The organism is Stenotrophomonas sp. TWI273, from assembly GCF_039674765.1.
Lineage (GTDB): Bacteria > Pseudomonadota > Gammaproteobacteria > Xanthomonadales > Xanthomonadaceae > Stenotrophomonas.
Genome location: NZ_JBDJOA010000002.1, coordinates 142,721 through 155,535 on the forward strand (window position 1 = coordinate 142,721; position 12,815 = coordinate 155,535).

The window sequence follows — 12,815 nt, forward strand, 5'->3', positions numbered from 1 at the left end:
GTGCTCAGCCGTGGGGGTGGATGGTCACGCCCTGCACCACACGGTTGACCGTGCCGTCGGGGAAGGGATTGTCCGGGGTCATGCCGAGCGCGGCCGAACGCTGCAGCGCATAGCACTGCGGCACCAGCAGCCACAGCGGGGCCAGCCACGGATCGGGCAGTGCAGGTGCGGCCAGGACGAAGTCGCCGTCGGCGCGGTCCGCGTCGTCCGGCCCGATCGACAGCACCCGCCCGGCGATGCCGTCGCGGCGCAGTTCGTGCAACAGGTCCTGCTCGTAGCGGCGGGCCAGCGGCTGCGCGCTGCGCAGCATCACCACCAGCGTTTCACCGTTGAGGGTGGACTTGGGCCCATGGCGGAACCCCAGCGGTGTATTGGCCAGTGCCAGCACGCGGCCGGCGGTGAGTTCGAGCACCTTCAGCGCGGCTTCGCGGGCGACGGCTTCCAGAGGACCGCTGCCGAGATAGATGACGCGCGAATACGGCGCTTGGGCCAAGGCCGCCACCGCGGCATCCCAGGCATCCAGCGCACGCTCGCCATGGCTGGCCAACGTGCGAAGACGCTCCAGGCGCGCTGCCCACGGGGCGCTGTCGAACGCACTCAGCGCGGCCAGCAGCATGCAGCTCAGGCTGCTGGTCATGGCGAAGGCGCGATCACAGCTGGCCGGCGGCATCAGCAGCGACAGCGTATCGCTGCGGCCGTGGCCACGTTTGGCGAGTTCGCCTTCGGCATTGCAGGTGATATCGACGAAGCGCGCGTGCTCGACCTGGTCGCGGACCAGATCCACCGCGGCCACGCTCTCCGGGCTGGAGCCGCTGCGCCCGAACGACACCAGCAGGGTCGGGCGCTCGCGGCGCAGGTACAGCGCCGGATGGGTCAGCAGGCTGGTGGTATGCACAGCGCGCACCTCGGCCGGCCACTGCGCATTGATCTGGTCGGCCACCATCTCGGCAATGAAGCCCGAGCTGCCGGCGCCGGTGAAGATCACCAACTGGTCGGGATCGCGCAGGGCCTCCCCGAGGAAGCCATTGATGCGTACCTGCGCAGCGTCCAGCAGGCTCGCCAGCGCGGCCCACAAGCGGGGCTGCTGGGCGATTTCTTCGGCGGTATAGGCGCCACCGAGGCGCTGCCATGTGGGCAAATCAGGGAGCAGAGAAGCGTCCATTCGCAATTCCTGTTGGGCGACCGCACCTTCTGCGTTTTCTTTCGAAATGTCAAATATCGAAAGATAAAGAAAAGGTCTGTCGGTCACAGTTTTCGTCTTTCATTCGGGGTTGACCGGCGGGAGATGCGCGCGAATGCCGCGTTGCACCACAGTTTCAGCACTCCAAAAATGCGTATTCAGGTGGGGTTTGGAAAGCGCGGCGTTGCCGAATCTTTCGTTTATACCAAAATATCCTTTCTTTTTCTTTGCAATTTGTTGACATCTTTCGAGACCGTGCCCTAGAGTCGGCCGCACTGGTTTCAGTTTCCCGCTGACCGCGGGCTTGGGGGCAAGGTGGACTTCCGGTTTCGACGCACTGGTCTGACGATCGCACTGCTCACCGCAGTGGCTCTGGCTGCCACCGCCCACGCTGAGCCGGTAGGCAACCTCCGTGCGATCACCGCCGCCCCCGCCAAAGACGGCGCCGCCGGCTGGACACTCAGCACGGATACCGGCGCCACGCTGCGCGTGGACCTGCTGCGCGATGACGTCCTGCGCGTGCGCGCCGGCCGCAACGGCACGCTGACCGGTGCCGGCGACAAGGCCGCCCCGATCGTGCTGCCGCAGCCGCCCGCGAAGGTCGCCGTCCAACTGGAAGAGGATGCCAACGAGGTGCGCATCCGCACCGATGCGCTGGTCCTGCACATCCAGCGCCAACCATTGCTCCTGTCGCTGGTCCGCCGCGAGGGCGACCGCGACGTCGCGCTGTGGCGCGAACTGCAGCCGCTGGACCTGGACAAGGACCAGAGCGTGCAGGTGCTCTCCAGCGAAAGCGATGAGCACTTCTACGGTGGTGGCCAGCAGAACGGGCGCTTCGAGTTCAAGGGCCGCGAACTGGAGGTCTCGTACTCCGGCGGCTGGGAAGAAGGCGATCGTCCCAACCCGGCGCCGATGCTGCTGAGCTCGCGGGGCTGGGGCATGCTGCGCAACACGTGGAGCGACGGCACCTACGATCTGCGCCAGGCCGACCAGGCCACGCTGCTGCACCGCGAGGACCGCTTCGATGCGTACTACTTCGTCGGGCCGAGCCTGCATACGCTGCTGGACCGTTACACCACGCTGACCGGCCGCGCCGGCCTGCTGCCGCGTTGGGCGTTCTCCTATGGCGACGCCGACTGCTACAACGATGGCAACAACATCAAGAAGCCGGGCAGCGTGCCCGACGGCTGGAGCGACGGCCCGACCGGCACCACGCCCGACGTGGTCGACAGCGTGGCCAGGCAGTACCGCGAGCACGACATGCCGGGGGGCTGGATCCTTCCCAACGATGGTTACGGCTGCGGCTACAAAAAGCTGCCCGAGACCGTGCAGGGGCTGGCGAAGTACGGCTTCAAGACCGGCCTGTGGACCGAGAACGGCGTCGACAAGATCGCCTGGGAAGTGGGCACCGCCGGCAGCCGCGTGCAGAAGCTGGACGTGGCCTGGACCGGCAAGGGCTACCAGTTCGCGATGGATGCCAACCAGTCCGCGTTCAACGGCATCATGGACAACTCAGATTCGCGCCCGTTCCTGTGGACGGTGATGGGCTGGGGCGGCATCCAGCGCTATGCGGTGGCCTGGACCGGCGACCAGAGCAGCAGCTGGGATTACATCCGCTGGCACATTCCGACCCTGATCGGCTCGGGCCTGTCCGGCATGGCCTACGCCAGTGGCGACGTGGACGCGATCTTTGGCGGCAGCGCCGAGACCTTCACCCGCGACCTGCAGTGGAAGAGCTTCACCCCTGTGCTGATGGGCATGTCCGGCTGGTCGGGCAATGCGCGCAAGCACCCGTGGTGGTTCGATGAGCCCTACCGCAGCGTCAACCGCGACTACCTCAAGCTGAAGATGCGCATGACCCCGTACATGTACGGGCTGGCACACGATGCAGCGACCAGCGGTGCACCGCTGCTGCGCGCGCTGATGTGGGACTACCCCCAGGACCCGCAGGCCTACACCGAAGCGCACAAGTACCAGTTCCTGCTCGGCCGCGAGCTGTTGATCGCACCGGTGTACCGCAGCCAGGCCGCGAGCCGTGGCTGGCGCCGCGACATCCATCTGCCGCAGGGCCGCTGGATCGACTACTGGGATGGCCGCCAGCTGCAGACCGGCGCCGAGGGGCGCTCGCTGGATCGTCCGGTCGATCTGGCCACGATCCCGGTGTTCGTGCGCGCCGGCGCCATCATCCCGATGTACCCGGCGATGCTCTACGACGGTGAGAAGCCGCTGGATGAAGTGACCTTCGATCTGTACCCGCAAGGCACGTCGCAGTACACGCTGTACGAAGATGATGGCGCCACCCGCCGCTATGAGAAAGGCGAATCGAGCACGCAGGCGATCACGGTGCAGGCCCCGGCGCAGGGCACTGGCCCGGTGCAGGTGCGCATCGATCCGGTGCAGGGCCAGTACGCCGGCCAGCTGCCGCAGCGCCGCTATGCGCTGCGCGTGCTCAGCCGCCAGCGCCCGGCCACGGTGACGCTGGGCGGACGCGCGCTGCCGATGCTGGCCGACCAGGCAGCGTGGCAAGGTGCGGGCGAGGGCTGGTACTTCGATGCGGCAGAGCGCCGCGGCACCCTGCACGTGCGCACCGCGCCGACCGACATCCGCCAGGCACTCACGCTGCAGCTGGATCTGCCGATCGCCGCCGCATCGGCCGACGATGCCTTCCCGGCCGCACCGGAACTGGGCCGCGCGCTGCCCTCCGACAGCCTGCTGGTGGTCAACCGGCCGGCCGAGGAGCAGGGCTATGAGATGGAGAAAGCCTTCGACGATGATCCGGCCACGTGGTTCCGCACCGTGCGCAACCAGGCGGTCAAGACCGGTGCGCATGAGTGGGTGCTCGGCTTCGGCGAACGCAAGCTGATCGACGGCATCGAACTGGCGCCGCGCAACGACCCGCACTGGAAGAACGGCCAGATCCGCGATTACGAGATCTACATGGCCGACAGCAACGGCGAGTGGGGCGAACCGATCAAGCGCGGTCGCCTGACCCTGCAGCAGGGCATGCAGCAGATCGACTTCCCCGCCCACGCCGGCCGCCTGCTGCGCTTCCGCGTGCTGAGCACGCAGAACCCGGAAGGCGACGGTGCCAGCGCTGCCGACCCGATGGTGACCGCGGCGCAGGGCAGCGTGGCGCGTGCGGTGGATGCGCTGCAGCCGCGCGATGTCGGCCCGATCGTGCTGTCCACGTTCCACGTGCTGGAGCATCCGCAGCCGGAAGGCCCGGTGCAGCAGCTGTATCTCTCCGCGCTGCCCATGCCGACCCCGTTGAAGGCCAGCGTCGCTGCCGACCACGCGTTGGGTGGGCAGGCCGAGATGCGCATGAACGGTCTGCATTTCCGCCGCGGCCTGGGCGTCAATGCCAGCAGCCGGATCGATCTGGAACTCACGGGCAGCTGGCGCCTGCTGCGCGCCGACCTGGGCATCGATGATCAGTGCCGCACCGCGGGCGGCATGCAGTTCCAGGTGTGGGGTGACGGTCGGCTGCTGTACGACAGCGGCCTGGTCAACGCACCCGGCGTGGTCAAACCGGAGCTGGACGTACGCGGCCTGCAGCGGCTGAGCCTGCGCACGCTCGGGGCGCAGGGCGATCGACCCGCGCAGGTCTGTGGCAACTGGGCCAATGCCGCCCTGATCGGACAGGAGGGCGATACCGCCAGCATCGTGTCGCCGTAACCGAAGAAACACGCTTTCAGAAAAACAGCTCTCTCCCGTTTCCCGTCTGCGGCCGTCTGGCCGCGGCACGGGGGACGTTTGCCCGAAAACACCCATCCACCGCCAGCCCCACGCTGCGGATCGAACAAGGAGCCAAAGATGTTGACCGAACGCCATCGCCATCGCCGCATCACCGCCACCCCCTTGTCCATCGCACTCGGCCTGGCCGTCGCGGTGGTCGGCAGTGCCAGCGCCCAGGACGCAACGCCCGATACCAAGGCCACCGAGCTGTCGCGCATCGAGGTGACCGGCTCCAACATCCGCCGCAGTGATGTGGAAACCGCCTCGCCGGTGCAGGTGATCAGCAAGCAGGACATCGAGAACATGGGTGCGCGCACCCTGCTGCAGGTGCTCGACAATCTGCCGGCGGCACGTCCGGGTCAGCAGGATGCGCGCTCGCTGTTCACCGGTTCGGATGGTGCCTCGCAGGCCAACCTGCGCGGCCTCGGCGCACAGGGTACGCTGGTGCTGCTCAATGGCCGTCGCCTGTCCTACTACGGCGCGCCGGCCGGCTTCCAGACCCAGTTCGTCAACATCGATGCGATCCCCGCTGCAGCGATCGAACGCATGGAAGTGCTGACCGACGGGGCCTCGGCCGTGTACGGCACCGATGCGGTGGCCGGTGTGATCAACGTGATCACCAAGCGCTCCTACCAGGGTGCGGAGATCAATCTCACCACCGACAAATCCTCGCGGATCAGCTCCTACGGCGAACACCAGGGCAGCATCACCGCCGGCTTCGGCGACCTGGATGAAGACCGCTACAACGTCTACGCCTCGGTGAACCTGTACCGGCGCGATGCGATCCCGCTGAGCGACTTCTACGACAAGCGGCCCGACCAGTACTACGTCAACAACCCGAACTACCTGCCCAACCTGCGCCTGGGGACCGGCAGCAAGCCGGGCGAGTTCAACCCGGGCAGCTACTTCGCCTTCGATCCGGTCACCGGCCGCCGCGTGCAGGAAGCCGCCCCGGGCTGCAACAACGTACTCACCAGCGAAGCGGCCGGCCCGCGCTGTATCTGGGAGACGTGGATGAACAACGAGATCGACGCCGGCGCCAAGTCCGAGCGCAACACCGCCTACGTCAACGCCCACTTCCTGATCGGCGACAGCACCGAAGCCTTCGCCGAAGCCACGTACACCGACATCGACCTGACCGCCAACGGCGGTACGCCGCGTGCCTACGGCACCACCACCGGCAACCCGACCAGCTGGTTCTCGCGCAATACCGGCACCACGGTCAACCAGTTCCTGTATCCGTACCTGGGCCCGAACAACGAATACAACAATGCCTCGCCCGAACTGAAGGCACTGATGGGCGGCGTGGTCGGCCTGCAGTATCTGCTGCAGGACGTGGGCGCCAACCACTTCGGCCAGCGCAACACCGATCAGAGCTATCGGGTGGTGGCCGGAATGCGCGGTGATGTCGGCGATTGGAACTGGGAAACCGCCTTCGCCACCGCCGGCAGCCACTCGGTCACCTACCAGACCACCAACGTCAACCTGGCCGGCTTCGAGAAGGCCTTCGGCCCGTATTCCGTCGATCCGGGCACCGGCCGCGTCATCATTTCCGATCACCCGGCGTACAAATTCGGTGAGATCAGCGAGGCCAACGCCGCGCTGATCCGCGAAGCATTCCCGACCTTCGACATCCAGTCCTGGACGCGCCTGCATACGCTGGATGGCAAGATCGAAGGTCCGCTGTTCCAGATGCCGGCCGGTGAAGTGCGTGCAGCCTTCGGCTTCAACGCCAGCCGCGAAACCTTCTACACCCCGGGCAACCCGGATGCGGCAAACGGCCTGATCACCCAGCAGGGCGGCTCGTGGTTCGACGGCAAGCGCAACACCTATGCGCTGTTCGCCGAGACAGTGGCGCCGCTCACCGAGAAGCTGGAACTGGACGCCGCACTGCGCGTGGACAAGTACCCGGACTTCAGCGCCAACCTGGCCCCGAAGATCGGCCTGAAGTACCAGATGTTCGATCAGCTGATGCTGCGCGGCACCTACTCCACCGGCTTCCGCGCGCCCAGCCTGGCCGAGTCCGGCAACGGCGGCGTGTTCGCCCAGTTGGGGGGCTACCGCGATGAAGTGCGCTGCAACGAGACCAACGCGATCGCCAACCTGCTGTTGCGGTCGCAGCGCGGCGGTGACGTGGACCTGGGCAAGTCCCTGCTCAATACCGACTGCAGCCGCACCGTGGCGCGCATGACCCAGCCGAACCCGGACCTGAAGCCGGAGAAGGCCAAAATCACCACCCTCGGCTTTGTCTACGAGCCGACGCAGTGGCTCTCGGTGTCGGCCGATTACTGGTTCATCTACCGCAGCAATGAAATCGTTGCCCCGGATTTCACCCGCGACGAAGACATCATCTCTTCCACCCGTTCGCCGATCACCGAAAGTGACCGCGCCAACCTGGCCGCGCTGGCGGCGATGTGCGCCGACCCGGCCAGCGGCGTCGCCTGTCCCGGCACGCTGCCCGGCTACAGCGTGGGCAACGTGGCCAGCGTGGTGGGCCAGTACAAGAACCGTGGCAAGACCCTGATCGACGGCTTCGACATCGACGCCCGCAGCCGCTTCTCGCTGGGCGAGTGGGGCAACCTCAACATCGGCGTGGCCGCCACCATCGCCAACCGCAACCGTTCCTACCTGGATGATGAAAGCGGCTGGTACTACGGCGACCTGGTCGGCTATTACAACAACCCGCGCCTGCGCGCCACGTTGAACGCGGACTGGAGCTACAAGCAGGTCACCACCAGCGTCTTCGTCAATTACGTGGGCGGCACCAAGTGGGCGCTGCAGCAGATCGACGAGGAAGACAACAACCCGCAGACCTGCACCGCCGGCTACCTGCCGGTGGAGCAGAGCAAGTGCGATGGCGCCCCGTCGTGGTGGACCGCCAACCTGAGCGTGGCCTGGCGCCCGGATGCCCACTGGAACGTCGGTTTCACCATCAAGAACCTCTTCGACCGCCTGCCGTTCTATGACCCGAACAGCTTCCTCGGCGATTCCAGCGACTACGCCACCATCTTCGGTCGCGGCTACAGTCTGACCGTCGGCTACAAGTTCTGATGCTCCCCTCGCGCCGGTCCTGGCCGGCGCGATCTTCACACGAGGTACTGTCCATGAAACGCAGAGAATTCATCGCCGCCAGCGCGGCCGTCGCCGCCACCAGCCTGCTGCCGAACACGCCCGCCTGGGCGCGCGGTCGCAAGGTACGGCTGGGCCTGATCGGCACCGGCATGCGCGGCCAGGTATTGCTGAAGGAACTGGTCCGCCGCGATGACGTGGAGGTGGTCGCGCTGTGCGACATCGAGCCGATCATGCTCAAGCGCGGCATGGACATGGTCGCCAAGGCCGGCAAGCCGGCGCCCAAGGCGTATGGTCAGGACGGCGACGTCAACGCCTGGAAGCGGCTGATCGAGCAGCGCGGCCTGGATGGCGTGGTCATCGCCACGCCCTGGCAATACCACGCGCCGATGGCGATCGCGGCCATGCAGGCCAAGGTCGCGGTGGGCTGCGAAGTGGTCGCCGGCATCACCCTGCAGGACCACTGGGACGTGCTCAAGACCCAGCTGTCCACCGGCACGCCGTACATGCTGCTGGAAAACGTCTGCTATCGCCGCGATGTGATGGCCGCGCTGCAGATGGTGCGCCAGGGACTGTTCGGGGAACTGGTGCACCTGCAGGGCGGCTACCAGCACGACCTGCGCGGGGTGAAGTTCAATTCCGGCGACCCCAGCCAGCCCTACGACAGCGGCGTGGAGTTCGGTGTCAAGGGATGGTCCGAAGCACGCTGGCGCACCGAGCATTCGGTGAAGCGCAACGGTGAGCTGTACCCCAGCCACGGCATCGGCCCGTGCGCGATGTACACCGGCATCAATCGCGGCAACCGTTTCACCCACATCAACGCATTTGCCAGCAAGGCACGTGGGCTGCACGAGTACACCGTGGCCAAGAGCGGTGGCACCACCCACCCGAGCACCAAGGTAGCCTTCAAGCTCGGCGACATCGTCACCACCACCCTGGCCTGCGAAAACGGCGAGACCATCCTGCTGCAGCACGACACCTCGCTGCCGCGCCCGTACTCGATGGGCTTCCGCGTGCAGGGCACCAAGGGCCTGTGGATGGATGTGAACCAGTCCATCCACATCGAAGGCCGCAGCCCGCCGCACAAGTGGGAACCGTTCCAGGCCTATCAGGACCAGTATGAGCACCCGCTGTGGAAGCAGCATGCCGATACCGCTGCCAGCGCCGGCCACGGTGGCATGGACTGGTTCGTCATCCATGCCTTTGTGGAGGCCCTCAAGGCCAAGGCACCGATGCCGATCGACATCTACGACGCGATCACCTGGAGCGCGATTACGCCGTTGTCCGAGCAGTCCATCGCCAACAGCTTCCAGACGCTGGAGTTCCCTGACTTCACCGCCGGGTTGTGGAAGCAGCGCAAGCCGATCTTCGCCTTCGACGGATCGTACTGAGCGGCATCGCCCGCCATCGTCCTGTCACGGACGGGTCGCACAGTAATCGCCCACCGGGCCGCCCTGCGCGGCCCGGTTCCATTTCGGGGACGGGCAGCATGACGGCAGTGGCGGAACATACGTATGGGTGGAAAGAGCGGCTGCACCGATGGTGGCAGCGGGCCCGCCGCTGGAGCGTGTTGGGTGGGCTGGTCGTTGCTGGCGCCGCGACGGCCGCCGATGCCGCGCCTGCGCACTGGATGGCCTATGCCGCGCAGTCGGGTGAGGCGCTCTCGCAGCGCCTGAGCAACACCGGCGATCCGCGCGTGGAGCGGTTGCAGGCCCGTCTTGCCGAGCGCAAGGATCCGGGTGCCGCGTTGACCGTGTCGTTGTGGATCGATGCCACCGGCAACATCATCGATAGCCGCTTCGCGTCACTGGGCGATGCCGCGGCAGATGCCGAGCTGCGTGCGCTGCTCAGTGCTGCGCCGTTGCCCGTCGCACCACCGCCGGACATGCGCCAGCCGTTGAATCTGGGGCTCTCACTCATCCCCACTGCGGCCGGCGACACGCCCATCCCCTGAGCGTCATCGTCCTGGCCTGACCGCTGGTGGCGGCGGGGGCGGACGCTGTGGTTGGGTGGATATGCCGAAGGTGTTGCCCATGCGTTGCTGGGTGGCCGCGCGATGGGCCAGCCCCAGCGCCGATGGCGGCTGGCGGACGATCAACAGCGAGCCGGGTGCCTGTACGGGTGCCGCCGAGGCCGGCGCAGGCGCGAGCAGCCGGCTGAAGCAATCGTAATCACGGATGCGCTCGCCGTTGACCTCCACCTCGATGCAGGCCGGCGCTGGGTCTGCCTGCGCGCGGGCGACCCAGGGCACGACCAGCAGGGCGATGCACAGGCCCGCTGCGGTAAGTGATCGAAGGTCCGGCATGGCTGTCACCGCTCTGCAATGAAACCGACCTAACGTGACCGGCTTGGCGTTGTGATGCTGGCGCGTCTTGCATGCAGTTTGATGACACCGGGGCGCATGACCAACAGGGGCGGGCAGGCAAACGCATCGGCGGCCGGCGCAGGAACTCTCTGCGCCCGTGTGGCTGGCTGTTTCTCCTGCTCGCGATGACCTGGCCGCCGGCGATGGCGCTGGCCCAGGACGCCATCGATGCCGCGCACACGCAGTACACGTTCGATGTTCCGGCGCAGCCGCTGCCGGAGGCCTTGCAGTTGTATGGGGAGATCACCGGGGTGGCGGTACTGATCGATGCCCGCTTGTTGGGTGGCCTGCGTTCGACCGCGCTGTCGGGGCGGTACGCCCGGCGCGACGCGTTGCAGCGGATGCTGAGCGGTACCGGACTCGTTCCGCATTTCGTGGAGAACGGTGCGTTCACCCTGGTGCCGGTGGGATCCGTGGCCGCCGACGAGGTGCTGCCCGATGCCACACCCATGCGTGCACCGTCCCTGCCCGAGCGGACCCGCCAGCGCGGTGCCCGGGTGATCCAGCACTCGCTGGAGCAGGCGCTGTGCGGCACGGCATTGACGCGGCCGGGTGACTACCGGGCGAGCGTGCGCTTCTGGCTGACCGAACGGGATCAACGCATCCGCGCACCGGAGCTGCTGGAATCCACCGGTGACCTGGCACGCGACACGGCGATCGTCAGTCGCCTGCGCGACCTGCCGTTACCGGGCCTTCCGGCTGGCCTGCCACAACCCATCACGCTGCTGTTGCTGCCTGAAACACCGGGCGCGACGCCGCCGTGCCGGGCCCGCTGATGACCGGTCTGCGCACCCTGTTCCTGGATCACTACGAAGCCTTCCGCAAACGCCTGCGGCGCCGGCTGGGCTCGGATGACCTGGCCATGGACGCGCTGCAGGAGACCTGGCTGCGGGTGGAGCGCATGGGCAGTACGCAGCCGCAGCGCAACCCGGTGGCCTACCTGTTCCGCATGGCGGTCAATGCCGCTACCGACCAGCGCATCGCCCACGGCCGGGTGCTGACCGGTGCCGAGGTGGAGGCGCTGATGGATGAAGCCCCGGATTACCTGGACCCGTCCGATGTGGCGCACGGGCGTTCCGAGCTCGCGGCGCTGGCCGATGCCCTGCGCGAGCTGCCCGAGCGCCAGCGCGCCATCCTGATCGCCGCGCGTATCGACCAGCAGCCCATCGATACCATCGCCGACCAGCACGGGGTCTCCTCACGGATGGTCGGCAAGGACCTCAAGAAAGCCCTGCAGCATTGCGCAGGACGGCTGGACCGGCCGCTGGTGCAGCGTTTCGGTCCCGGGGCGGGAAAACCGTCATGACTGATATGAAGACCTCCGTATCCCCATCGCCCGCTGATGTGCAGGCGCAAGCGCATGACTGGCTGCTGCGCCTGCAGACCGGCCCGGTGACGGCTGCCGACGCGGACGCGTTCCGACGCTGGCGTGCGCTGGATCCCCGTCATGCCGTGGCCTTCGCCCGGGCGCGCCGACTGTGGTCGGCGCTGGCGCCGGCGCTGCAGGCCAGTACGGGTCCGGCCGAGGCCACGGTGCCGAACGCCGGCGTGCCGCTGCCCGCATCCGCAACCGTCCTCCCGGTACGGCAGCGCCCCCGTCGTTTCAATCCAGGCCGACGTGCGTTTTTGGGCGGCGCTGCCGCTGCCGCCGCGGTCGGCTGGGTAGCGGTGCAGTCGCCGCTGGGGCTGTGGCCGGCGCTGGACGCGCTGGGTGCCGACTACCGCACCGCGACCGGCGAGCGCCGCGACCTCAGCATCGGCAGCGTGGCCGTGGCCATGGCCGCGCGCACCACGATGCGCCGTCCCGCCGATGGCTCGGCCGGGATCGTGGTGAGCCAGGGCGAAGCCCAGTTCGCGGTGCCGGCCTCGGCCGCTGCCAGCTTCGTGATCGGTGTCGACGGTGCGCGACTGATGCCGGCCCCGGGTGCGCGGGTGAACGTGCGTTGCGTCGGTGGCGACATCCGCATCACCTGCCTGGCCGGGCGAGCCGAACTGGTGCGGGGCGCGCGTACCGTGGTGCTGCAGCCCTCCTGGCAGGCACGCCTGACGGCGGACCGGATCGCTTCCGTGGCGCCGGTCGCGGCCGACACCATCGACGCCTGGCGGCGCGGCTGGCTGGTCTTCGATGATCAGCCGCTGCAGGACGTGGTGGACGAAATCAACCGCTACCGCACCGGCCGTATCGTGCTGACCGGCAGCGCATTGCCGGCACGGCGCGTACAGGCGCGCATCCCTTTGGCGCGCATCGATACCTTCATCGATCTGGTGCGCGATGCCTATGGCGCAAAGGTGGTGAGCATGCCCGGTGGCGTCGTGCTGTTGAGCTGAGCGGCGCGTGCGCAGATGAATTTTTTGTTGCAACGGTTCAGTCGTTGTCACCTGCCCCCGTCTTATCCCTCGTAACAAGCGCAACGCATTGCACTGCCACGCTCGCTCCTGCCATGGACGGGATCGCGCTGCAGGACG

Annotated in this window: 9 protein-coding genes; 7 read left to right on the forward strand and 2 right to left on the reverse strand. The window is 67.3% G+C overall.

Annotated features, from left to right (window positions below; translation table 11 throughout):
* Positions 1-4: 4 nt before the first annotated feature.
* On the reverse strand, positions 5-1,162 hold the full coding sequence (locus ABE571_RS03090) for an SIS domain-containing protein (RefSeq protein ID WP_313209334.1): 1,158 nt from the start codon (positions 1,160-1,162) through the stop codon (positions 5-7).
* A gap of 333 nt (positions 1,163-1,495) precedes the next feature.
* Here ABE571_RS03090 and ABE571_RS03095 point away from each other — a divergent pair, with 333 nt between their 5' ends.
* From ABE571_RS03095 to ABE571_RS03110, 4 genes are all read left to right on the forward strand, one after another.
* Positions 1,496-4,855 (forward strand): TIM-barrel domain-containing protein, encoded by a 3,360-nt coding sequence (locus tag ABE571_RS03095; RefSeq protein WP_346493161.1) that lies wholly within the window; start codon positions 1,496-1,498, stop codon positions 4,853-4,855.
* Positions 4,856-4,993: 138 nt separating this feature from the next.
* Entirely contained in the window at positions 4,994-7,966 is a 2,973-nt protein-coding gene (locus ABE571_RS03100) for a TonB-dependent receptor (protein ID WP_313219383.1), read from the forward strand.
* A gap of 53 nt (positions 7,967-8,019) precedes the next feature.
* The gene (locus tag ABE571_RS03105) at positions 8,020-9,375 is read left to right on the forward strand and encodes a Gfo/Idh/MocA family oxidoreductase (RefSeq protein WP_346493162.1); all 1,356 of its coding nucleotides are present in this window, start codon (positions 8,020-8,022) and stop codon (positions 9,373-9,375) included.
* A gap of 107 nt (positions 9,376-9,482) precedes the next feature.
* Positions 9,483-9,938, forward strand: a complete 456-nt coding sequence (locus ABE571_RS03110) for a hypothetical protein (protein WP_346465729.1) — start codon at positions 9,483-9,485, stop codon at positions 9,936-9,938.
* 3 nt (positions 9,939-9,941) lie between these two features.
* On the opposite strand, the gene ABE571_RS03115 is transcribed toward ABE571_RS03110, so the two are convergent.
* Positions 9,942-10,289 (reverse strand): hypothetical protein, encoded by a 348-nt coding sequence (locus tag ABE571_RS03115; RefSeq protein ID WP_346463350.1) that lies wholly within the window; start codon positions 10,287-10,289, stop codon positions 9,942-9,944.
* 203 nt (positions 10,290-10,492) lie between these two features.
* Here ABE571_RS03115 and ABE571_RS03120 point away from each other — a divergent pair, with 203 nt between their 5' ends.
* Genes ABE571_RS03120 through ABE571_RS03130 form a run of 3 tightly spaced genes read left to right on the forward strand, consistent with a single transcriptional unit; the run spans position 10,493 to position 12,677 of the window.
* A complete protein-coding gene (locus ABE571_RS03120; protein WP_346493163.1) occupies positions 10,493-11,125 on the forward strand; it encodes an STN domain-containing protein in 633 nt (210 codons plus the stop codon).
* Positions 11,125-11,655 carry a sigma-70 family RNA polymerase sigma factor gene (locus ABE571_RS03125; protein WP_346463347.1) on the forward strand — a complete coding sequence of 177 codons (531 nt, stop codon included), beginning with the start codon at positions 11,125-11,127 and terminating at the stop codon, positions 11,653-11,655. Before ABE571_RS03120 ends, ABE571_RS03125 begins: the two co-directional genes overlap by 1 nt.
* Positions 11,652-12,677 (forward strand): DUF4880 domain-containing protein, encoded by a 1,026-nt coding sequence (locus ABE571_RS03130; protein ID WP_346463345.1) that lies wholly within the window; start codon positions 11,652-11,654, stop codon positions 12,675-12,677. The genes ABE571_RS03125 and ABE571_RS03130 overlap by 4 nt, the downstream gene beginning before the upstream one ends.
* Positions 12,678-12,815 lie beyond the last annotated feature (138 nt).

Coding starts and splice junctions, on each gene's coding strand:
- ABE571_RS03090 (WP_313209334.1), bottom strand. CDS start 1,162: ATGGACGCTTCTCTGCTCCCTGATTTGCCCACATGGCAGCGCCTCGGT.
- ABE571_RS03100 (WP_313219383.1), top strand. CDS start 4,994: ATGTTGACCGAACGCCATCGCCATCGCCGCATCACCGCCACCCCCTTG.
- ABE571_RS03105 (WP_346493162.1), top strand. CDS start 8,020: ATGAAACGCAGAGAATTCATCGCCGCCAGCGCGGCCGTCGCCGCCACC.
- ABE571_RS03115 (WP_346463350.1), bottom strand. CDS start 10,289: ATGCCGGACCTTCGATCACTTACCGCAGCGGGCCTGTGCATCGCCCTG.
- ABE571_RS03120 (WP_346493163.1), top strand. CDS start 10,493: ATGGCGCTGGCCCAGGACGCCATCGATGCCGCGCACACGCAGTACACG.
- ABE571_RS03125 (WP_346463347.1), top strand. CDS start 11,125: ATGACCGGTCTGCGCACCCTGTTCCTGGATCACTACGAAGCCTTCCGC.
- ABE571_RS03130 (WP_346463345.1), top strand. CDS start 11,652: ATGACTGATATGAAGACCTCCGTATCCCCATCGCCCGCTGATGTGCAG.